The following is a 22,103-nucleotide window of genomic DNA, read 5'->3' on the forward strand; positions in this document are numbered from 1 at the left end:
TTAACAGCCTGAGGTTTAGTTTTCCCCCAGTCTAAGGTCGGAACCGGGTCGGGTATCGTTCGAGCCTGGTCTTACGATTCGCCTAACCTGCTGCCCTATCGCACCACGTGTACCTGCACGGTCAGTTTGCTGTCTACGGTTGCTAATCACGTTTTTCACTAAAACGGGCTGAATTTCCGTCTCCAGCCATACATGGTCCTTGCATGGACGAAGACGGACAACGTACCGCCCGGCTCCCATGAAGCAAAAGCAACTTTCGTGATGTCTTCCACATTCGATTTGCGTAACTCTGCGTACAAGAATTCAATGGCGAGCTTCGCTTTCGAGAGATTCCGGTAATCAAGCTTCCCATTCTGGATAAGGGTAATCGCCGACGGATCGAAAAATTGTTTAAGCAGCGGCACCTTCAAGCTAAGCCAGATCGCTGCTAAGTACAGCAGCACAAGCGAAATCGTCGTAATCATCGATCCCTTGAGCCCGAGATGCTCATCCGACAGCGGATGGGCAATAATATTGCCGAGAGTCAGCGCGATAATGAAATCAAGGAACCGAAGCTGCGATATGGAACGCTGTCCCATCATTTTGGCAAATCCATACACATGGACTTTTCCGCTGCTCGTACGTCAGTTGCTTATCCGGAGCGGCTGGGTGAAGTGACTTTGATATTCAGCAGTCTGGTCTTCGTGACCATCCCCGCGCTTTCCAATGTTAATTTAGAAGCTTCATTATAATACCAACAGCCGCATATAGGCGTTAAATTGTGCTCATAACACCATTTTTTCATGTGCAGTATGATGGTCCTCCCAATCCCCTGCTTCCGAAACAGCGCATTGGTCATCATCCCAATGCTGGCCACGCCTGCAATCAGTTTGGATTGCTCCATAACTCCGATGCCAAGCAGCAATGAACCTCGATAATAAGCGAATAGTTCCCCGTTATGGATACGCCGCTCATAGTGATCGAGAAAATCGCCGCAAACCTGCTCGATTTGCCGTAAATCGCCCGGTTCAGCGGGGCGGAAGGAATCATCCTCTGACCCCTGATTTTCCGAAAGCTCCGCCAGACTGTCTTGAAAGAAGTAAGCTTGTTTATTCAACTTGAAATCCTTATCTATAGCCAGACTTAAAAACAGTTCATCGCAGGTCGGAACGAATAGCGTTGTCAGCGAGTTCTCTTCGAGTACCCTGCTAAATAACGGCTGAGCATGCTTCCGGTAGGGACGGCTGATGTAGAACTGGGTGAGCGTTTCGTTATGATGAATCGCAAAGTAGCCGATGGCGGCTGTCCCTTCTTCAACGATGTAGAACGTCGATGCCAGAATATGCTCCTCCAGAAAGGAATCGAAAGGCGAAGACAGTTCAGCAATATAGGCTTCTACAAGATGTTGAATCTCACTGATTTGACATGGTCTCGTGATCATCCCAAGCAGCCCCTCTCTTCTTAAGTGGTAAATTGAATCTCCGCCGTTTGCTCCTCACCGGCCGCGAATTTCAACAAATGCCTTCCTTCTTCGGCCAGTTCGTCGGTTTCCCGTGAAGTGAGTTTCCTGAATGGTTCAATCGTTAAAACAGCTTTTCCGCGCCCTTGATTAAGATTCCATATGCCACTAACAAATCCATCAACAAGAATAACGGATCGGATGATGCCGTTCTTCGTGAACACTCGGTTACGGTAAGCATCGTCGATAATCCGTGTGCGATCGGCATGGGACAGCAGAATATTGTCAAACTCACCGAGATAACGCGGTGGAGACAAACACTCCGCATCGGGCCGCGGTGCATTCGGCAAGTCGAACAACTCATTTCCCATCTCGTCACGGAAGTTGACGAGCCCGGCTCGGAGCTTCTCGAACTCGCTGCGCAGCCCCGTTAAACCCGACCACATCTGCATGTCTTTCACGGATGCCGGGCCAAAGGCTGACAAATAGCGGAGAATCATCTCCTCTACCGACGGCTCCGGTGATAGAGATTGACCTAACCAAGCTTCTGCGGAAGTATGGATGGCTTGACCGCTTTCGCCCCAAACGCCGCGTGGCGGCAATTGAACCAGCGGCACGGCATTTCGGATGGCGGCCGCGAGGGCTTCGGGATCCTTGTCCGGCCACTTCTGGTTAAGTCGCTTGCCAAGCTCGTTTGCTGTCATCGGTTCCGCTTCGACTATTGCACGGCCTGCGTCAGCAAGCTCTTTCTCATCTATACCGACAAGACTTTTGCCAAAGCTGCCTTGAAGTCCTCGGGTAAGGACAGGTTGCAGCGCTGGACGCAGCTTCAATGCATCGCGAGCAGAAACCAAGTGCAAGGTCGAGCGCATCAGCGCCATGCGGACTGCTTGCCGTTCTTGAATCAGCCGGCTCAATTCTTCCTGCCGGAAACCTTCGAGCCGCGTCCACAAACCATAATAAGGGGAATGCGGAGCTTGAGCCTGCAAACCGATTAATTGCTCAACCGCATCCAATGCCGGCAGATCGACTCGTTTCAGCAGCTGCTGCCTGGCAAGCAGCGCACGGTTCAAAGCCCGTTTTCCAAGTACCGGAACCGTATCACTCTTCATGTCTCATCCCTCTTTTCAGCCATTGATCGTTTCGTTCGGTTCTTTGCAAACAACTTCTCTACGATTCGTCGATTTCCTCTTCCCTATTTTCATATCCTTTTGAGTCTGCCTGGATGGAAATTTCTATCAGACTATGAGAAACTAGTAGTGAAACCAGATTCGAGGAGGATGATTGTAGAAATGGCAGAAGAACGCAAATATTCCATAGAAACATTAGCTGTACACGCTGGCCAAGAGATTGATCCCGCGACCATGTCGCGTGCAGTACCGCTATACCAAACGACTTCATATGGGTTCCGCGATTCCGAGCATGCTTCAAATTTATTCTCGCTTCAAGAATTCGGCAATATCTACACGCGTATTATGAATCCAACAACAGATGTATTCGAGAAAAGAATTGCAGCGCTCGAAGGCGCGCCGGCAGCATTAGCCACTTCCTCAGGGATGGCAGCCATTACATACTCCATTCTGAATATTGCCGAAGCAGGAGATGAAATTGTCTCTGCAGCGAGTTTGTACGGCGGCACTTATAACTTATTTTCCACTACATTGCCGAAGCTTGGCATTAAAGTTCATTTCGTAGATCCAAGCAACCCGGACAATTTCCGCAGTGCCATTAATGAGCGAACAAAGGCCATCTTCGCTGAAACCATCGGCAATCCGAAGGGAGATGTGCTTGATATTGAAGCCGTAGCCTCCATTGCCCACGAGAACGGTCTTCCCCTGATTGTAGATAATACATTCCCAAGCCCCTACCTGCTTCGCCCGATCGAATACGGAGCTGATATTGTCGTTCATTCCGCAACCAAATTCATTGGCGGTCACGGCACTTCGATCGGCGGCATTATCGTAGATGGCGGTAAATTCGATTGGAAAGGAAGCGGTCGCTTCCCGGGCCTGACGGAACCGGATCCGAGCTATAATGGCGTTGTGTATACGGATGCTGTGGGACCGATCGCTTATATTATTAAAGCACGCGTGCAATTGCTGCGTGATATGGGAGCCGCAATATCGCCGTTTAATTCCTTTATGCTGCTGCAAGGCTTGGAAACGCTGCACTTGCGTATGGAGCGCCATTCCGCTAACGCACTGGCAACGGCGCAGTTTCTGGAAGCGCATGAGGCGGTAGAGTGGGTTAGCTATCCGGGCTTGCAAAGCCATGCGTCCTACGACAAAGCGCAAAAGTATCTGCCTAAGGGCCAAGGCGCTATTCTGACGTTCGGGATTAAAGGCGGTTTGAATGCGGGGAAGAAGGTAATCGAAAACGTGAAGCTGTTTTCCCACTTGGCGAACGTCGGCGATTCGAAGTCGCTTATTATTCACCCGGCAAGCACCACGCATGCGCAGCTTAAGGAAGAGGAGCAGATTGCGACCGGCGTTTCCCCGGGGATGATTCGCTTATCCATCGGTACGGAAGGCATCGCGGATATTCTTCATGATCTGGATCAAGCGATTAAAGCGAGCCAGCAATAATCGCTAAGCTTGCGAGTAATAGAATAGGGCATCGATCGCAATAGGATCGATGCCCTTTATTTTAACTATTTCAGCTTCGCCTCGAAGTTCATGCATGGCTTGCCGGATGAAGTGAGAACGGCAGCACTGGGCATCGCGGACGATTTGAACTTGAACGCTTTGCAGCCTCGGGGAAACTTCGGGTCCCAAGTAACATAATAATGGAGACATTGCATACAATTGATTCGCGTCGTTGAGGTGGTTATATCAATCCATCTCAATTAAATCGTTGAATAATAGCTTCGATGGCTTCATCCGCGGATTCGTACGATACTTGGCAAGTTCCGGCAGCTTCATGTCCGCCGCCGCCGAATTCTCTCATTAAGTATCCGACCTGAACGCCGCATGACCGATTCACGATGCTATGTCCGCAAGCGATCGCACAATTTTGTTTCTGGAACCCGTCCACAATCCACAGCGATACGTTCTGCTCGGGATGAAGAGCGTATACCAAGAAACGATTGCCCGGATAGATGGTTTCCACGCCTCTTAGATCGGTAATGATCGCATTTCCTTCTACACGCGTATGCGCGATAAGCATGTCACGGAACAACGCATCCAATTCAAAATACCGCTCCACACGTTGTCTCACATCTTCATCCTGCATAATCTCTTCCAGCGATTGTTCCAAGCAAAGCCCGACCAACTTCTCCATCAGCTGGTAGTTGCTTATACGGAAATCGCGATAACGTCCAAGCCCGGTCCGAGAGTCCATTATAAAGGAAAGTAAATCCCAGCCTTGCGGATTCAATATATCCTCTCTGCTAAACTTTGCGGCATCCGCCTTGTCTACGCCTTCCATGATGCTATCGAAGAATGGACCGAACTTGTCTCGTCCCCCATAGAAATCATAAACGACTCTCGCAGCGCTATCCGCGATTCTGATCTCGCCTTCGTATGTAAATCCCTCTTCTTGCGAACGCTTCAACTCGCTGGCATGATGATCGAACCATAAACCGCAGCCTTCTATAAAAGGAACATTCGTCAATATATCGTTACTCGTAATCTCGACCAAGCCGTCTTGCATATCTTTCGGATGGACGAACTTCATATCGTCGATCATGCCTAACTTTCTGAACAGAACCGCCGTAACCAATCCATCGAAATCCGATCTTGTGACTAACCTCATCCCGATCCCTCCATGTAGTAGGTCTATTAGCCTATCAATAGGACTATTATATCATACTGATAGTAGGAAGGCGTACAACCTATAACATTTCAAGCTTGCTATATACTTCTTTATCGATAACAACGGTGGCCTTCTTGACCAAATCGTCAACGTAAGAGGCAAACTTCTGTTCTTTTACGGCTTGTGCGATAGAATCATTGACTTCCTCCAGTTTATTGAATCCCTCTTCTGTTTTTTCGATACATTTAACCACATAATAAGCTTTGTTGTACTCGAAAACCCCGCTCACCTGTCCTACAGCTAAGCCAACGGCAGTTTCGGTAAATTCATGCGTTGCCGGCATATAATCGTCATGACTGGTCGTAGAATCAAAAATTTGTTCGCCGGATTCGATATGAATTGCGGAATTCTTGCCATACCGAGCGGATAAAGCTTGAACATGATCTCCGTCAGCGAGTTTAAGCTGTGCTTCTTCAGCCAGTTCCTTTGCAGCTGCCTTACTCTTATCATCTCCGGCTTTAAATAGGAAAGCTATTTTCTCTACCTTTACTTGATCTATCTTCTTATACTTGTTTTCACTGATGGCATGATCATAATAATGCTTGATCTCTTCCTCCGATACAGGATGTTGTTCATTTACTTCGTCCATTAACTTATGAGTCATGTCTGTAAACAATTTCGAGAAATAAACGTCTTCCGTATACTGCTCGGGACCGTAGATCACTTTCTTATTTTCGACAGCCGTTTTCCGTCTTGCATTTTCTGCATGAAGATCTTTGAGAAATTGGGAATAGCTGATATCCTTGACCAGTTCCTTTTCTTTGCCCGCGATTTGCTGCACTTTTATCGTGATACACTCATCCAAAGCAGCCTTTTTCAGCATTTCTCCGGGTATCTCGCCATCGTAACTGCTCGTCCAGAACCCTTTATCAGGTTCAACGTTGTGTTTCTTCTTAAAATACGCCAATATTTCAGAGCGATGCTTTACTAGTTTGGGCATGAACTCTTCCACGGTTATAGGCTCATCGTCTACAGTAGCGACAACACCGGACTTCCAATTTTCATCACTGCTTTTGCCTGCCAGTATAAAAGCCGTACAGCACACCGCAATAACTGCGACAAATAACCATAGATAGGTATTTTTGAAACGATTCCGTTTGTTTATAACACGCTTCCCCATGCCTAATTCCTCCTTTCAGGAGACGGCTCTTTGAGTACAAGAGCCATCTCTTGAATGAATGAGTATTCTATTATCGTTTCTGCAGTGACGTTACTTCGTTCTAGCAAACATGTTCCAAATGACAACGGCTGCTTGCGCTCTTGTTGCCACATCCCGCGGTGCGAAATTCCCATTGCCTACACCGTTGATGATCTTGGCTTGTTGAATCGCCGCTACCGCATTTACGGCGTATGCCGCGATTTCGGATTGATCGCGGAAGGAAGCTGCTTCTCCGTTCCCGTTAAAGCTTGCCTTTACCAGTAATCCGACGTTATAAAGCATGACGGCCATGTCCTGCCTCGAAATCTTATCATTAACGCCAAACGTACCGTCCGTTTTTCCTTGAACAATACCGAGTTGTTGTGCCGATGCGATTGCACTGGAATACCATGTATCCTTCTTCACATCGCTTAGCGAAGTTTTGGCGTTACTGTCGATCAAATCAAAGGCATTCATCAGCATCGTAATAAATGCTGCTCTTGTCAGCTGATCGTTGGGTTTAAAGCTGTCTCCCCCAACGCCATTAATAATGCCTCTTGCCGCCAATGCTTCGATGCTGTCTTGCGCCCAGGCTACGTTGGCAATGTCGTTAAAGCTGACTTCGTTAAAGGCAATTGCAAATTTGCTGAAATGCTTCGTACTGAACGTGACTTGACCGGTTGCGGAATCGAATTTGCCGCTTTTTACGATTTCCGGCTTGCCGTTATCATTCAGGTAATAAATGATGATTTGATGGGAGTCTTCTCCGGACTTCAACTTGTAGTTCAGCTTCACTGTTACGGCTTGATCCCCGAATTGGCTAATTTTCTTCCCGTCGATGCTGAGGTTGAAGTCGTAGACCGGATGGCTTCCAACCGCTTCTTTCGCTTCACCCGATAGTGCCGAGGAATCGACATTCGTAACGGAAAGCTGCACATTTCCGGAAGCTCCGTCTTGCTTCTTCAACAGTTCCGTCGGTATCGAAATCACGGCAAGTCCGGTATTGATATTGAACTGCTTAATCTTATTGACAAGAGCGGTTTGAACTGCATCGCCGGACAGATTAACGGTTACTTCTTTAGCCGATGCTGCTCCTTCAACGATAATTTCTACAATGGATTCTTTTGAATCAAGCAGAGCTGCCTGAATCTCGTTTGCCTTCACCTCGACGACAGCTTTGCCGTTACCGTCGGGGATGGCTGCAATCTTCACGGTCCCGGGGTGCGGGGACGGTGTCGTTGGCGGTGTCGTTGACGGTATCGTTGGCGGCGTTGGTCCGTCAAGCACGCTGATTTGTACATCTTCAGAAACGGTGCTTGTTCCATCGGTCACGTTAAACGTAACCGTGTATACGCCTGCTTGCGAATACGTAGGCGTCCAGCTGAATTTACGGGATGAAGCATTGAATTGAGCGCCTGCTGGCAGATTCTCCACACTGTAAGTCAATGGATTTTCATTCTTATCCGTTGCATGAATCGTGAACACCAGCGGGCTGTTTTCACGAATCGATTTGTCCCTCAACGGATAAAATTCAGGTTTGCTGTTTGCATCGATGACTTCAACGAGGGAGAAAGGAGCTTCCACGCCCCACCAAGGACCCGACCCATCTTCAAAGCTGGCGTTCTTGATGAGGTTCTCCCCGCCGGATGTTCCCAAGAAGACATCATCGATGAACATCGTACTGGATGCATCCGTCGTTTTGATACTGACATTAATAACAGTATCCGTTCCGGGATTAAAGTCGATGATTACTTCTTTCCATTCGTCGGTCGCGGTCAGGTCATACTCATAAAACTTAGCCCAATCTGCAGTGTATGCGAATTTAACTTTCCCGCTTCCTTTCACCCATGCCTTGAATTGCAAAGCGGTATTCGGCGTAACCGCTATATCATTGTATCCCATAGACTTCCAGGCACTTCCAGCCGAGTTTTTGTCGACTTTGATCGCGTAATCGCCGCTGTGAGCTTCGTTAGGTACCGTCGGCGGTGTTGTCGGCGGCGCTGTCGGTTCGCCTGCATTGGTATCCAAGCTTGTCATACGGAAATAATCGAAATCGGCAATGACGTTCGTTCCATTGCAGTTATACAGACCGATCCGTTTATTACCGGTGAAGTAAACGGTATAGCTTCCTATTTTGGTATAATCAGTACCGTCTTGCGAGTAGTACCCCGTATAGGTTGCGCCTCTCTTCTCCAGCTTCAGGTAATAGTCGGGGTTATCATCGTCGGAATCGTTGATATTCGTGTACGTACTGCTGTTCCATACGCCGTCTTGCTTATACCCAAACTGGAATTTCAGTTCGCCGTCATGTACCCGGTTGAGTTTAATGTGGTTTGCGCCATCGATATAAACCAATAGACCGGTCTGTTCCCAATCCGCCGTGGGGATTGCGGATATTTTGGTCTCGATCGTAAAATCGCCTTTAGGCGCCCATTGGAGCAAGACGTTTTTAGTAGAATCGACATCTCCTCCGCTGCTCGCGATATTCATTTTTCCCGGATTCGAGGACAGGCTCCATTTTAACGGATCTTCTGAAATCCACTTCCACCTTGCGTTTAAATCGGTGCTATCGAAATCATCATTCACTTGTTCCGCCGTTGTCGGCAGTTCAGGCTCCGGTTCCGGCGTCGGATCATCAGGATCTATAGGTGCAATAGTATGGTACAGAGAGAACACATTGCCTATTGTCCAGGGCCTTACGCCGTATTCAAAACTGTTGTTTTCGAGCAAATTCGGACCGTCGGCGACGCCCAGAAACGCATCGTCGAAGTACGCTGTTCCAGCCGCTCCTCCTGTCTCCGTCAGCGCATAAACCAGCGTCGCGGAATTTCCGCTATTAACGGGCAGCTGGACTTGCGTCCATTCGCTTGAAGCTTCAAAGGCTATTTGATCGATAACGGTATTTCCGTCTCCGACCGATAACGTATACCCGCCCGTGCCTTTCACCCAAACCTGTGCCTTGTACTCCTGATTTGGTTGTACACCTGAAAGGGTTTGCTTCATTTCGTTATTCGAAGCCGTGCCTGTGGAAACGGCTTTCACGGACCATCTTCCGGCGTGAATAGCCGGATCTACCGCATCAGGAATAATCAGCGGTTTGAGAGTTACGGTCACCGCTTCCGCTTTGGGACTGCCATACTCATGTGCCCCAATATCCGGAGCGCCATTATAGAGCGCATTGCCCCAGAAATCTCTGCCGCCGTTATCCGCAATGACTGTTCCCGCGTTGATATACGGAGAATCCGAGCTCAACTTGAATACGTCGGCGCCTTCCATGCCATCCGTAGGAACCGCCGGAATAGGGTCGGCAAATTTCGGATCCGCGGTTACGGCGTGCAAGTCTTCAACCGGCGCAATATTTCCCGTTCCAAAGTAGCCGTTATAGTCAAAAACGTTATTGGAATCGGAAGCCGATGGATAGGTCGAAGCTGCGTTCGCATAGAAAATATTGTTCTGGTAATAAATTTTAGCCGTTTCAGTAGCGAGCGACTTGATATGGATTCCTTCATCTTCGATGTTGTTGTAGAATACGTTATTGTAAATGTACGATCCTTCCGAACCCGCGTGATTGATCGATAAGGTCGTATTTTCGTTGACGTTGGTTTTATGGTCGTTGAAGCTCACGTTGTATCTCACGGTCGCACCTTTGTAGTTCTCCTGGGAATTGCCCATCACCAGCAGAAAACCGCCCGCGTTGTCATGGCTGTAATTGTACTGGAACGTAACTCTGTCAACCGTCGCGATGTCGGCGTCGAAAGCCTGCGAATCCCCGTCGTCGTTATCTTGCAACGGGTCATGATTCGTGTAGGCGACTTCGTTATTTTGGAAAACCGCGTTCTTGCTGAGCCATTCCCACATCGAAACGGTATATCCGTACCCTTCGAAGCCGCCGCCCTGATCGTAGGAAGTATTGTATTCGATCAAAGGAGAGTCGCAAAGGCCGACAACGATGTCTCCATTTCCGTTTCTTTCGAAGAAGTTATTTCTGATCACTACGTTTGTATAGAACGTACTCTCTTTGACAGCCGCATCTCCGTCGCTTTGAATGCCATGGCTTTCATTGTCGTAGATATGGCTGTCCGCGATAAGGAAGTCATCATAAGAGGAATTGCTTTTATACGCATTGAAGCCTATCGCGGCCGACCAAAAACGTAAGCTGCCTGCATAATTACCTTTCACATTGTGAATATCCAAACTCTCAAAGTGCAAACTCCTTAATGTTCGGCCTGTATCGTTTGACACAAAAATTCCGTAACGGTGATCATTTTCAGGCGCATCATTCGTAATTTCCAGATTTCGGATCGTCACGTATTCCGCATTATGTAAAAAGATCGTTTTCGGAACGCCGCCTCCCGCAATAATCGGTTTCGGACCTTCACCATATTTGTCGAATGTAATGCGGTTTGCACCATAACCGGAGTCATCTATGGTCAAGTGACCATTCCAACTGCCGCCTGCTTTGAACAAAATCTGATCTCCCGGCACAAAATCCGTGCCGTTTACCTTGTCTAACGTTTTCCAGGCCTGACCTTGACTCAATCCGCTATTGCTGTCATTTCCGTTAACTGAATCCACATAGTAAGTATTTAGAGACGATGCACCGGCTGCCACTGGATGTATACTTAGTAATGATGCAAACAGAGTAAGTATACAGAATAACTTGATGACCTTGTTAAACCTTACCATTTAACGATCTCTCCTTTTAATGGATAGTCGAGATGAAGAAATGTGAGCGATTTCATAACGGTGCACCATTTCTTCACCAGCCTATTTATCATATAGTTGATCACCGTATGTAAACTACGAAGCAGCATGACCCCATTAACGTTTATATGACGAAAAACAATGTAGTCGGATTTATACATGGATTCGAACGTTAGGCTCGCAATATCCCAGCAAAAGCAAAAAGGCAAGACTCCACAACTGAATGTGAAAGTCTTGCCTCATACGATCGATCAAATAAGTAAACGTACTGACTAATGATTGCTCTATTCCGTTTAGGAAAACCGCCCCGGTAAGAAAGCGTCATAATCTCCCGCCGCTTCCCGCTTCCCTTCGACCCAGTCCGCAGCCAGCTTGGCGGTTGCCGGACTGAGCAGAATGCCGTTGCGGTAATGCCCGACCGCAAACACGACGCGGTCCGTGCTGTCGATTGCACCGATCAGCGGGAATCCATCCTGCGTGGAAGGGCGCAATCCGGCCCAGCGATGAAACGGCTCCCGCTCGCCGAGAAAAGGGAAAACCTTCTTGTTCCATCTTGTAAGCCGCTCGATTCCCTTGGCCGTTACGGTAGTATCGAAGCCGGCAACATCCTCGGAAGCACCGCACACGACGGTCCCGTTTTCTTTTGCCACCAGATACCCCTGATTGCCGAAGACCATGTGCCGGACCGGCTTTGCTTCTACTTCATACGCACAAATTTGTCCGCGAATCGGATATACGGGAATTTGGATGCCGAATGTATCTGACAGCTCTTGCGCCCATACTCCTGAGCAAACCAGTAAGCGATCGCCATTGAAATAGCGTCCATCTGCTGATTGGATGCGTATCTCGCTCTCCCACTCATCAACGCTGACCCGCTGGAGATTCTCATGGATACATACCCCTAACACGCGGCAAGCTTGCTCCAATGCTTTGACATAATGAGGGGCATAGAGATGGCTCTCCTCCGGCGTATGCAGCGCAGCCCTTACATTCGTCGACAGATGGGGCTCCAGGCGAAGCAGCGCATCACCCTCGACTATACTGCCGGAAGAACCGTACTGACTCTGCCACAGCAATCTGCCTTCCAGTGCCAGCAAATCCGCATCATGATAAGCAATATAGAGACTGCCGGAGTTCGTGTATTCGAAGGTCTGCCCGGAAATCTCCTTCACGCCTGCTTGCCATTCGGGATACAGCTGCAGACTTTCTAAGCAAAACCGAAAAAAAGCATCGGAGCCTTCCACATTCTCGGAATATGGCGCCAGCATGCCGGCAGCAGCGCCGGATGCCTGACCTCCGCAGCGATTGATTTCCAGAACCGTGACCTGATGTCCCCGCTGCTGCAGCTCCAGTGCGCAGGATAACCCGATGACGCCGCCTCCCATGACCACAATGCTCTCTTTCATTTCCAACCCAACTCTCCCAAGCTCTCACTCGTTCCGGCTCGCTTATTTCAATTTATACGCATCCAACCCGCTGCTCGCCGACGCATACCGCTTCTTCTCAATTCTGCCCGATAGATAAGCAAGGCGGCCTGCTTCGATGCCCATTCTCATCGCTTGCGCCATGCCGACGGGATTTCTCGCTTTGGCAACAGGCGTGTTCATCAGTACAGCCGATACCCCTAGCTCCATCGCTTGCGTGACATCGCTCACCGAACCAAGGCCGGCATCCACGATGATCGGCACTTGCGCATCTTCAACGATCAGGCTTAGATGATAGGGATTCAGTATGCCAAGTCCGGTTCCGATCGGCGCTGCACCCGGCATAACGGCCGCTGCGCCCGCTTCTTCAAGTCTTTTGCACATAATCGGATCATCCGTGATATAAGGAAGCACCGTAAACCCTTCCTTGACGAGAATCTCGGTCGCTTTCAAGGTTTCGATCGGATCCGGCAGCAGCGTGCGCTCGTTCGCGCTAATTTCGACTTTAATCCAGTCGCTTAGGCCGGAAGCACGGGCCAATCGGGCAATACGAACCGCTTCATCCGCCGTCCTCGCACCGGACGTATTAGGAAGATAGATATATTCGCCATCCTGCAAATGCTGAAGGATGGAATCGTCCTCCGTTGATTCTAAGTTAATGCGGCGAATGGCAAAGGTCAGCACCTCGGCACCCGAAGCTTTGATCGCTTCCATTTGCACATAGGGATTAGGAAAAAGTCCTGTACCGATAAAGAAACGAGAAGATAATTCACGGCCGCCAATCTTGAACACATCCTGCTTCATTCGATCCGTCAACCTCCTCCGACAAAATGTACTAGCTCGATTCGCATGTCCGGACGAACGGTTGCGGTCTCCCATTGCGCGGCCGTAAGAACAGCCCCGTCCGCCTCAACCACGATCGGCTTGCCGGCTAACCCGTAATGGGCAATGACATCTTGGATCGTCCGAACTTCCAGCTCCTGTTTCTGTCCGTTAATTACAAGCACCATACGCTCACCCCTATTTATTCAGCTTCCCGAGGAACGCTTCGCAAGTCCCGCGCACATCGCTGCTCCCTACGATTCCGCTAACCACGCAGATACGCGTAGCTCCGGCAGCCAGTACTTCATCTACGTTGCCAAGTTTAATGCCGCCAATTGCGACAAAAGGAATGCGGATGTTGGCAGCGACATCGCGTACATACGATACGCCTACCGGATCAACGACATCGACTTTGGTCTTCGTAGCGAAGACGGGACCGACGCCGATATAATCCGCTCCGTCTCGTTCTGCCTGCAACGCTTCTTCTAGCTTGTGCGTCGAGATGCCGATGATTTTGTCGCCAACGATCCGTCTTGCTTCGTGCAGCGGCACATCATCTTGACCCAGATGAATGCCATCCGCGTCGACCTCCATCGCAACGTCGATGTGGTCGTTCACGATAAACGTAACGCCATGCTTCCGAGTCAGCTCCCTAAGCGCCTTCGCTTTCTGCAGCAGCTCCGGTTTACCGCTTGTTTTATCCCGCAGCTGAATGATATCCACGCCGCCGAGAATCGCTTCCTCCATGACTTCGATCATGTCCCTGCCCGGGTGGAACTGCTCGCCAGTAATCGCATATAAACGAAACTCTTTCATTCTACTATTCCCTCCCTATTAAGCTCCGATATAGCGGGCATACAAAATCTTGGCGCGAACCAAATCATCCGTTCCCTGCACAAATACACGTCCATCCGGGAAAAGCACCAGTCTCTCTCCCTCCGGCAGCTCCGCCCGAAGCAAATAAGCATTCACGCTCACCTGCACCACTGCAGGCTCTAGCCGCGCTCGCCATATCTCCAAATCGATTGGGCCATTCCCGGCCATTTGCACCGTTTCTCGTCCGCACAAGGAGATCGCCGAGTCTTGTTCCGCCCGATCCAGAGCGGGATATTGCTTTAACTGGCAGCATGGGCAGTTGTTTCGCGGCTCGCCAAGCTTCATATCGTAATAGTGATTCGCCCACAGATCGAAGGTCACCAGGCTGTTTCTGCGTTTGTCATGCGCGCCGACGAGAACCTTCATCGCTTCGACGGCTTGATAGGAAGCGACAATATCGACGACAGGCGCAATGACGCCGATCGTATCGCAGGTTTGCCCGCTGGCATCGGCGGATTGAATGAAGCAGCGCAGGCAAGGCGTGCTCCCCGGAACCAGAATCGCGCTCATCCCCCGCGAGCTGACCGCACCTCCATACGTAAACGGAATGCCTTTCTTGAAGCATGCATCATTGAGCAGAAATCTCGTTTGAAAATTATCCGTCCCATCGAGCACCAAATCGATTCCCACCAGGAGGGATTCCATATTATGAACGGTGACATCGGCCACGATCGCTTCGAGCCGGACATCGGAGTTGATTTTGCGCAATTTCTTCTCTGCCGCTATAACCTTGGGATATCCTTGCCGGACATCTTCCTCATCAAATAACATTTGCCGCTGCAAGTTGCTCTGCTCCACATAATCGCGGTCCACAAACCGCACCAAGCCCACGCCGGCTCTTACCATATGGTTAGCCAGCACGGTGCCCAGCGCGCCCATGCCAACAATTAAGACCGCGCTTTCCTTCAGCTTCTGCTGACCGGCTTCCCCGATAGGCGCAAACAGCATCTGCCTGGAATATCGTTCATTCACCTGTCCGACCCTCCTCGCCTACAAATTGCGGAATGCTTCTGCTGCCTTCACGTTCTTCGAGATCTGACCCTGCTCTGTCAGCCAAGTAATCACGTCGTTCCAGGATTGCTCAGACTGACTGGCAAACGGTTCTGTGCCCGCATCCATCAGCGGCAGCAAGATCGCTAAGCTTTGCTTCTCAACCGCAGCGTCCAGCGGAAACTCCTCGCTCTGTTCATCCAGCAACAGCTGCAGCGACTCATCCGGATGGCTCGCCGTATACGCCTGCCCTTTGGCAGCGGCCTCTATAAACTTCTTAATCGCGGCGCTCTTATTGTTCAGCCCTTCTTCGCTTGCCGTAAGTACCAGCTCGTAGTAATCCGGCACGCCGTATTTAGAAGGATCGAAGGCCGTCAGCTTCTCGCCTTCTTTCTCCAATAACAGCTTCTCATGATTCACATAACCGCCAATGATGGCATCAACCTTCTTCGTCGTCATCGCCGGGATCAGATCCCAGCCAACGTCGGTATACGACAGCTTCGATGGGTCGCCTCCGTCCGATTTCACCATCGTATTGACAATCGCTTCATCGAGGGGAATCGAAGGGTAACCGATTTTTTTGCCGACCAGATCCTTGGGACTGTTAATGCCTTCTGAATCCAGAACAAGCAGTTGATTAAGCGGATGACGAACGATTGCGCCGACAGACACAATCGGAATCCCTTCGGAACGTGAAATCGCCACCTGCATTTGATAGCTCAGTGCTAGATCCGCTTTCCCGGTCGCCACCAGCTTCAGCGCATCGTTGGTGTCCGCCGGCGTTTGCAGATTCACTTTCAAGCCTGCGTCTTTAAAATATCCCTGCTCTTGCGCCGCATACAGGAATGTATGCACCGCATTCGGATACCAATCGAGCAGTACCGTAATTTCCGTCTCCCCGTTAGCTTGCTTATTGGACCCGCAGCCTGCAACCACCAGCAAGACCAGTGCAAGAGCTGTCGTTTTCCATGTGCTTGTCGACCATTTACGTAGATTCACTGTCATTTCTCCTTTAACCTTAACTTCTGCGATGACCAAGGCATGCGCGCTCTAACCATTGAACCGCGAGGAACAAGATGATCCCCATAACCGACAGCAAAATCACGCCTGAGAACACCGCTTCACCGCGCAGCATATTGGATGCCCGCTTCGTGTACATCCCGAGGCCGTTCTCGCCTCCGAGCCATTCCCCAAGCGTAGCGCCACCGACACTGATCGCGGCTGCCATCTTCAGCCCCGTGAAGAATCCCGGAAGTGCAGACGGAATCTTCCATTTCGTAAGAAGATCGCGTTTGCGTGCCCCCATCGTTCGCATCAGCTCCCCGATATCGGGATCTGCCGAGCGAAGCCCATCCGCCGTATTCACAGCAAGCGGGAAGAAGGTGAACAGCACGACCACGGCAATCTTGCTCCAGATCTCATAGCCGAACCACATCACCATAATCGGCGATAAAGCGATGATCGGAATCGTCTGGGAACCGACAATAAGCGGGTAAACCGTCTTCTTCGCTAAGCCGGAGCTTTCAATCCAAGCGGCAGCCAGCGTTCCGAACAGCACCGAAATTCCTAATCCGAGCAGGGATTCTCCCAGGGTGACGCCAAAATGTTTCCCAAGCAGCTGTTTATTCTCCCACATGGAGACAAACACATCGGATAGCCTCGGAATGATGTAATGCGGGATGTTCATAACCCTGGTTCCGACTTCCCATAACACAGCCAGCAGCAGCACGAACAGAAGGACAGGTACATTAGCGATTAAACGTCGTTTCATGACCGGCCTCCTCCATTCGAGCCGCCGGCTCCAAAACCGATCCAATCCAGCAGCTGTCGCTTCAAGCCGATGAACGTCTCATCCAGCGCCGCCTCATAGCTGCGGGGGCGAGGCAGATTTACGTTCAGCTCACGAAGAGTCGTAATGGGCGATTGCGCAGCGACAAGTACCCGATCAGATAGGAGCAGCGCCTCGTCAACATCGTGCGTGATGAACAGAATCGTCTTGCGATGCTGCTCCCATACTTGCAGCAGCCACTCTTGCATGCTGATCCGCGTCATCGCATCCAAAGCGCTGAACGGTTCATCCAGCAGAAACAGCTCTCCACCGCCCAGAAGGGAACGCAGAAACGATACGCGCTGGCGCATGCCGCCGGATAGCTCATGCGGATATTTGCTTTCCGTTCCTTCAAGCCCCAGACCCGGCAGCAGCTCCAACACTTGGCGACGGGCTTCCCGCTTGGACGCTCCGCGCAGCTCCAAGCCAATTGCGGCATTATCCAGCACGGATCTCCATGAGAGAAGGCAGTCCTTTTGCGGCATATAGCCGATCTTCCCCAGCTTCGTTGCATCTCTCGCGGAGTTGCCCGCTTCACCTATCGCAATCGTGCCCGCTGTAGGAACAAGCAGACCGGACAACAGCCGGAATAGGGTTGTTTTGCCGATCCCGCTTGCTGCCAGAATGCTGACAAACTCGCCATGTTTAATATCGAAGCTCAAAGCTTCGAACAAGGGTGATTCTTGCGGAAAAGAGAAGCTAAGCCCGCGTACCGATAACGCGGCTTGCTGTTTTCCTGCTTCTACTGTTGTGCTCAAACCGGCCACTCCTCTTGCCGATAGGCCATATCCCAGAACAGATATTCAAGCTTGGAAGCCATGAGGAAACGCTCCTCCAGCTGCGCAAGCTCTCGTTCAGGAAGGCCTTCTGCCAAACGATCCATTAAACCAATGCACCAATTCGTCAGTGCCTCGAACTCCTCGGAGCCGTACATCAAGATCCACTCCCGATACAGCGGATGCTCCAACGCCCCCGGAATCTTCATGAACGTTGCCCCGATCTCCTGGTAACTCCACATGCAGGGGAGCAGCGCCGCTACGACTTCTGCGAGCGATCCCTGTTGAGCGACATCCAGCAAATATTTGGTGTACGCAACCGTAGTAGGCGCAGGATGCGTCTGCTCCAGCTCTTCTCTCGTCACGCCGAATCGCTCCGCGTAACCTCGGTGGAGCGCCATCTCGACATGCAGCGTGGAATGAAGCAATTCTGCGAACTTTACCATCGTTTCCATATCTCCGGCCTTCATGCTGCCGAACGCGAACAGCTTGGCGTAATCGATCAGATAGACATAATCTTGCTTCAAATAATAGATGAACCGCCGCGGATCAAGCGTCCCCTCCCGCAATTCCGTCAGAAAAGGATGCTGATGGCTCTTGGCCCAAATTTCATGCGCTGAATGGTACAGCCTATCACTAAATCGACTCACTGGTATTCCTCCATCCTCTTGCAGGTTCTATCCTTCATGGCTCGGCTTTCTCCGATTACACCAATCCGCAATGAAGCCGATCATGACTTTGACATAATCCACCAGTTCCTTCATATCTGTGCTTTCATTAACGGCATGCGCATGCTCAAGCTCGCCGGGACCGTAGATGACCGTCGGTATGCCTGCCCGCCCCAGCCAGCCTGCATCCGTTACGGATGGACTCATGCCCAACTGCGGTTCGGCACCTAGCATTTGCTGGTGGTTGGCGGACAATGCCTTCAGCCCCTCGCTCTCCCTGTCCAGCTTCAGAGAAGGAAAGACTTCGCCGCGCTCCTCGATCATCGACCTCCCTCCCCATCGGAAAACAGGCGGATTGTTCCGCAGCCAAGGATCGGCTTGCGCAATGGCGAGCAAATGCTCCTCGATCTCGGCAGCAACCGTTTCATAATCCTCATCGGGATAGAAATGCACCGTGATCCACAACGCGCATTTATCTGCAATAAAGGCCGCGTGGCGACCCCCTTCAATAACTGCGGGATTGATCGTATTCGAACCGGCCGGAAAACCGGGGTAAGATTTGGTCACTGCCCAGTAGCGCTCCAGCTCCTGAAGCCCTGTAATCAGTTTGGCCATCTTCTCGATCGCGCTGGCCCCTTGAATGCCGCCGCCGGCATGGATCATTCGCGCTCGCATGCCATCGTGATAGGTAACCGGACTTTGAATCGTCACCCAGCCGGTGATGACCCCGCCTTGTCCTTGTATTGCCATTCCGCTTGTATCCGCCACAACGGCGAAATCCGCCTTATAACCGCGTTCCATGCAAGCGCGCGTCCCCGCTTCACCGGCCTCTTCTCCGATAACCGAATGGAACAGCAGATCGCCTCTTAGCTCTACGCCCGCCTCGGTTAGCAGTTTCACGGCGAATAGCAGCGCGGCCAGCCCGCCTTTCATATCCGCTGTTCCCCTGCCGTAGGCTCTACCCTCTTTCAGGGTTAGCCGAAAAGGAGTCTCTTCCCACTCGCTGCTATCTCCAACCTCGGCTACGTCCATATGACCGTTCAGCAGCAGACTTTGATGCGTCTCCCGCTGCGTGCCGTATTTGATCGCAGTCACGTTAGGATCGCCGGGATAAACCTCCCACAACTCCGTCTCGAAACCATTCGTTCGGAGATATTCCGCCAAGAACTGCTGTGCCTTTAACGTGTTTCGCGCAGGCGGGCTGACGGTCGGGAAAGCGATCAATTCCGCCAGCAGCGCAAACAGTTCATCCTGTCGTTCCTCTACCTGTTGCTGCACACGTGAAATAAAGGAATCTTCCAATACCTATCTTCTCCTTTCCGTAGGAAAGCAGGCACGAACAACAGAAAAAAACCATCCGAGAATATACGAATGGTTTGAATTCGATACGTTCTCTACGCCAGCATTACCTGGTTCAGATTAACGGTCAGGGAAATAACGTTCCCTATCTCAGCCAGACTCCATCCAGCACCCGTACTTTCAATATGAAATTATCCTCACTATAGCTTATTAAGCTGCAATTGACAACAAAAGTTAAACTTTAGACGATTCGTTCACGTGAAATCTCTTTACGAGATCATTCAACGTCACACACAATGCATTGAGCGCATCCGCCTCTTCCACGACTTTCCCGAAGCCCTTCACCTGCTCTGCCATCGTTTCCGATACCTGCTCGGAGGATGCCGCGCTCTCTTCGGAGATGGACGACATCTCATGAACCTCGCCGGCTAATTGATTGGAATCTCCGGATACTTCGGTGATGAACGCGCCGTTCGTTTGAAGGATATCGGTAATTTGGTTGATCGTGCCCGACAGCATTCCGAATGCCTGGCTTAGCTGGTGAACGGCCTCGGATTGCTCCAGCGATCTCTCCTTCACTTGCTTCATGGCACCGACCGTATGGTTGGCATCCGACTGCACATTCAGGATGATTTCGCTAATGTCTTCCGTCGATTTCCGCGACTGCTCCGCCAGCTTCCTAATCTCGCTCGCCACGACAGCGAAACCTTTCCCGGCTTCTCCCGCTCTCGATGATTCAATGGATGCATTCAGCGCCAGCAAATTGGTCTGAGTCGCGATATGGGTGAGCTGCTCGATGATCGTGCTGATGTTTTGCGTTTTGTCATTTAGATTGAAAATTTCCCGCTCGATATTGTTAATCGCCGATCCGTTATCTTGATTGATCGCATTCAGATCATGCATGAGCGACATTCCGTTCTCGTTGCTGACCTGCATGCCGTCCACGACTTGAAGAATGACATGCGTATTGTCATATAGCTGCTTAAATTTATTCGATAGATTCGCGGATATTTCGGAGCTCTTCTCAATCGAATACGATTGCATCTTATTGCCTTGGGCAATCTCGTGCAAGGAAGCCGAAACTTCCTCTGAAGATGCCGTTACCTCCTCCGCTACGGAAGCAAGAGAACGAGACGAAGAATGAATATGACCGGATACCGTGCGAATGTTTCTCGTGAGGTTCTCCAGCTCTTCCACCATACGATTGAAATTCGATCCAATCTCACCGATTTCGTCCTTGCCGAGGATGGATGTGCGAATCGTGAAGTCGCCTTCCTTGACCCGTCTCATATCGAGAATAAGCGTCTTCAGCGGCTTCGAAATTCTTCTGCCCATCAAGTATGCAACTAGTGCGGCTAGGAGCACGACGCCGATTAATACGATCATAATACGCTTCCTGAGCGTGAACACATCACGATAAATATCGCTTTTCGAAGAATCAATCAGCAGCGTTTGCCCGTTGGACAGCTTTGCATAAGAGATCATCTTGTCTTCGTTGTTTTCTTGCACCGTCGTGACTCCAAGTTCTTGCTTCTTGATCTGTTCCGCTAAATTCGCATGAATCTTCGCCAAATTATCGGTTTGCTTCAATTGCGGATGAATGAGGAAATCAAGATTCGCATTAAGCAACGCGCCATAGCTATTCGCATAAGGCTTGATGCTGCTGACGATATCTGTAAATAAGTTAAAGTTAATATCCATGCCTACGATACCGATGGACTCGCCTTCTTTGAAGATCGGTACGACATAGCTGATCATTTTGACGTTGATGTTCTCGTTCATATAAGGATCAAGCCACACCGGTTTGCCAGCGTTCACCGGGATATAATACCATCCCACATGAGCGAGATCAGTCGGATCATACTGACTGAAATCCGTAGGCGTCAATTGTTCGATCTTGCCATCGCCGTCCGAATCCGCATGGAACAGTCCCGATGTAGGAGCGGTGAAATCCGGATTGAACCGGATATAGAACGCCATGGCGCCTTCGGTATTTTGCGAGAATTGTTCGGCCAAGGGTCTAATTTTCTCTTGAAGATCCTTCACGTAACCAGCGTCTGTCTTAAATTTCTGTACATCATCCAGCATCGAGATGGCCGAGACAGCAAGTCCGTTCACCGACTGCTCGATCGCCTCAATCGTAAGATTCAAGCTCTTCGCATTGGAATCGACGTTCAGCTTGGCCGCCTCGTCGGAGGAATGCTTCAGCATTTGATTGGCTGTATTGATTCCTATTAATCCAACAACTAGTACTGCGACAACCGAGCACATAATAATGGCAATCATAATCTTTGTTTTGACGGTTTTCATCTAGGATGCCCCTTCTT

Annotated in this window: 18 protein-coding genes and 1 riboswitch; of the genes, 1 reads left to right on the forward strand and 17 read right to left on the reverse strand. The window is 50.3% G+C overall.

Features of this window, described 5'->3' with window-relative positions:
* Positions 1 to 158: 158 nt before the first annotated feature.
* From I8J30_RS02510 to I8J30_RS02520, 3 genes are read right to left on the reverse strand one after another with little or no spacing between them, the layout of a single operon-like run.
* The gene (locus I8J30_RS02510) at positions 159 to 581 is read right to left on the reverse strand and encodes a DUF421 domain-containing protein (protein ID WP_240547742.1); all 423 of its coding nucleotides are present in this window, start codon (positions 579 to 581) and stop codon (positions 159 to 161) included.
* A gap of 50 nt (positions 582 to 631) precedes the next feature.
* Positions 632 to 1,420: a GNAT family N-acetyltransferase gene (locus I8J30_RS02515; protein ID WP_210655095.1), complete on the reverse strand. Its 789-nt coding sequence runs from the start codon at positions 1,418 to 1,420 to the stop codon at positions 632 to 634.
* 20 nt (positions 1,421 to 1,440) lie between these two features.
* Complete coding sequence (locus tag I8J30_RS02520) at positions 1,441 to 2,550, reverse strand: winged helix DNA-binding domain-containing protein (RefSeq protein WP_210655097.1); 1,110 nt, start codon at positions 2,548 to 2,550, stop codon at positions 1,441 to 1,443.
* Positions 2,551 to 2,730: 180 nt separating this feature from the next.
* On the opposite strand from I8J30_RS02520, the gene I8J30_RS02525 reads away from it, so the two are divergent.
* On the forward strand, positions 2,731 to 4,023 hold the full coding sequence (locus I8J30_RS02525; RefSeq protein WP_210655099.1) for a homocysteine synthase: 1,293 nt from the start codon (positions 2,731 to 2,733) through the stop codon (positions 4,021 to 4,023).
* Positions 4,024 to 4,279: 256 nt separating this feature from the next.
* Here I8J30_RS02525 and I8J30_RS02530 read toward each other — a convergent pair whose 3' ends face one another.
* The 14 genes from I8J30_RS02530 to I8J30_RS02595 form a co-directional block, all read right to left on the reverse strand.
* Positions 4,280 to 5,191, reverse strand: a complete 912-nt coding sequence (locus tag I8J30_RS02530; RefSeq protein ID WP_210655100.1) for an exopolyphosphatase — start codon at positions 5,189 to 5,191, stop codon at positions 4,280 to 4,282.
* Between the two features lie 79 nt (positions 5,192 to 5,270).
* The gene (locus I8J30_RS02535) at positions 5,271 to 6,371 is read right to left on the reverse strand and encodes a peptidylprolyl isomerase (protein WP_210655102.1); all 1,101 of its coding nucleotides are present in this window, start codon (positions 6,369 to 6,371) and stop codon (positions 5,271 to 5,273) included.
* Between the two features lie 90 nt (positions 6,372 to 6,461).
* Positions 6,462 to 10,928, reverse strand: coding sequence for an S-layer homology domain-containing protein (locus tag I8J30_RS02540; RefSeq protein ID WP_210655104.1), 4,467 nt, complete (start codon positions 10,926 to 10,928; stop codon positions 6,462 to 6,464).
* A gap of 458 nt (positions 10,929 to 11,386) precedes the next feature.
* Positions 11,387 to 12,499 (reverse strand): glycine oxidase ThiO, encoded by a 1,113-nt coding sequence (gene thiO / locus I8J30_RS02545; protein ID WP_210655106.1) that lies wholly within the window; start codon positions 12,497 to 12,499, stop codon positions 11,387 to 11,389.
* A gap of 42 nt (positions 12,500 to 12,541) precedes the next feature.
* Positions 12,542 to 13,321, reverse strand: coding sequence for a thiazole synthase (locus tag I8J30_RS02550; protein WP_210655108.1), 780 nt, complete (start codon positions 13,319 to 13,321; stop codon positions 12,542 to 12,544).
* Positions 13,322 to 13,329: 8 nt separating this feature from the next.
* Positions 13,330 to 13,527 (reverse strand): sulfur carrier protein ThiS, encoded by a 198-nt coding sequence (thiS, locus tag I8J30_RS02555; protein ID WP_210655110.1) that lies wholly within the window; start codon positions 13,525 to 13,527, stop codon positions 13,330 to 13,332.
* Between the two features lie 10 nt (positions 13,528 to 13,537).
* On the reverse strand, positions 13,538 to 14,155 hold the full coding sequence (thiE, locus tag I8J30_RS02560; protein ID WP_210655112.1) for a thiamine phosphate synthase: 618 nt from the start codon (positions 14,153 to 14,155) through the stop codon (positions 13,538 to 13,540).
* An 18-nt stretch (positions 14,156 to 14,173) separates the two neighbouring features.
* Positions 14,174 to 15,187 (reverse strand): ThiF family adenylyltransferase, encoded by a 1,014-nt coding sequence (locus I8J30_RS02565; RefSeq protein WP_338044776.1) that lies wholly within the window; start codon positions 15,185 to 15,187, stop codon positions 14,174 to 14,176.
* 18 nt (positions 15,188 to 15,205) lie between these two features.
* Positions 15,206 to 16,210: an ABC transporter substrate-binding protein gene (locus tag I8J30_RS02570; protein WP_210655113.1), complete on the reverse strand. Its 1,005-nt coding sequence runs from the start codon at positions 16,208 to 16,210 to the stop codon at positions 15,206 to 15,208.
* A 13-nt stretch (positions 16,211 to 16,223) separates the two neighbouring features.
* A complete protein-coding gene (locus tag I8J30_RS02575; RefSeq protein WP_210655115.1) occupies positions 16,224 to 16,976 on the reverse strand; it encodes an ABC transporter permease in 753 nt (250 codons plus the stop codon).
* Complete coding sequence (locus tag I8J30_RS02580) at positions 16,973 to 17,791, reverse strand: ABC transporter ATP-binding protein (protein ID WP_240547744.1); 819 nt, start codon at positions 17,789 to 17,791, stop codon at positions 16,973 to 16,975. Before I8J30_RS02580 ends, I8J30_RS02575 begins: the two co-directional genes overlap by 4 nt.
* Positions 17,788 to 18,465, reverse strand: a complete 678-nt coding sequence (tenA, locus tag I8J30_RS02585) for a thiaminase II (protein WP_210656033.1) — start codon at positions 18,463 to 18,465, stop codon at positions 17,788 to 17,790. The genes I8J30_RS02580 and tenA overlap by 4 nt, the downstream gene beginning before the upstream one ends.
* A gap of 21 nt (positions 18,466 to 18,486) precedes the next feature.
* On the reverse strand, positions 18,487 to 19,779 hold the full coding sequence (locus I8J30_RS02590) for an acetylornithine deacetylase (protein WP_210655119.1): 1,293 nt from the start codon (positions 19,777 to 19,779) through the stop codon (positions 18,487 to 18,489).
* A 72-nt stretch (positions 19,780 to 19,851) separates the two neighbouring features.
* A riboswitch (TPP riboswitch) is annotated at positions 19,852 to 19,962 on the reverse strand.
* Positions 19,963 to 20,010: 48 nt separating this feature from the next.
* The gene (locus tag I8J30_RS02595; RefSeq protein ID WP_210655121.1) at positions 20,011 to 22,086 is read right to left on the reverse strand and encodes a methyl-accepting chemotaxis protein; all 2,076 of its coding nucleotides are present in this window, start codon (positions 22,084 to 22,086) and stop codon (positions 20,011 to 20,013) included.
* Between the last annotated feature and the right edge of the window lie 17 nt (positions 22,087 to 22,103).

This window comes from Paenibacillus lignilyticus (assembly GCF_017942085.1).
Taxonomy (GTDB): Bacteria; Bacillota; Bacilli; order Paenibacillales; family Paenibacillaceae; genus Paenibacillus_Z; species Paenibacillus_Z lignilyticus.

What these genes read in the sequence shown, in the direction of transcription:
- I8J30_RS02510 (WP_240547742.1), bottom strand. Translation starts at nt 581, where the DNA reads ATGATGGGACAGCGTTCCATATCGCAGCTTCGGTTCCTTGATTTCATT.
- I8J30_RS02515 (WP_210655095.1), bottom strand. Translation starts at nt 1,420, where the DNA reads ATGATCACGAGACCATGTCAAATCAGTGAGATTCAACATCTTGTAGAA.
- I8J30_RS02520 (WP_210655097.1), bottom strand. Translation starts at nt 2,550, where the DNA reads ATGAAGAGTGATACGGTTCCGGTACTTGGAAAACGGGCTTTGAACCGT.
- I8J30_RS02525 (WP_210655099.1), top strand. Translation starts at nt 2,731, where the DNA reads ATGGCAGAAGAACGCAAATATTCCATAGAAACATTAGCTGTACACGCT.
- I8J30_RS02530 (WP_210655100.1), bottom strand. Translation starts at nt 5,191, where the DNA reads ATGAGGTTAGTCACAAGATCGGATTTCGATGGATTGGTTACGGCGGTT.
- I8J30_RS02535 (WP_210655102.1), bottom strand. Translation starts at nt 6,371, where the DNA reads ATGGGGAAGCGTGTTATAAACAAACGGAATCGTTTCAAAAATACCTAT.
- thiO (WP_210655106.1), bottom strand. Translation starts at nt 12,499, where the DNA reads ATGAAAGAGAGCATTGTGGTCATGGGAGGCGGCGTCATCGGGTTATCC.
- I8J30_RS02550 (WP_210655108.1), bottom strand. Translation starts at nt 13,321, where the DNA reads ATGAAGCAGGATGTGTTCAAGATTGGCGGCCGTGAATTATCTTCTCGT.
- thiS (WP_210655110.1), bottom strand. Translation starts at nt 13,527, where the DNA reads ATGGTGCTTGTAATTAACGGACAGAAACAGGAGCTGGAAGTTCGGACG.
- thiE (WP_210655112.1), bottom strand. Translation starts at nt 14,155, where the DNA reads ATGAAAGAGTTTCGTTTATATGCGATTACTGGCGAGCAGTTCCACCCG.
- I8J30_RS02570 (WP_210655113.1), bottom strand. Translation starts at nt 16,210, where the DNA reads ATGACAGTGAATCTACGTAAATGGTCGACAAGCACATGGAAAACGACA.
- I8J30_RS02575 (WP_210655115.1), bottom strand. Translation starts at nt 16,976, where the DNA reads ATGAAACGACGTTTAATCGCTAATGTACCTGTCCTTCTGTTCGTGCTG.
- I8J30_RS02595 (WP_210655121.1), bottom strand. Translation starts at nt 22,086, where the DNA reads ATGAAAACCGTCAAAACAAAGATTATGATTGCCATTATTATGTGCTCG.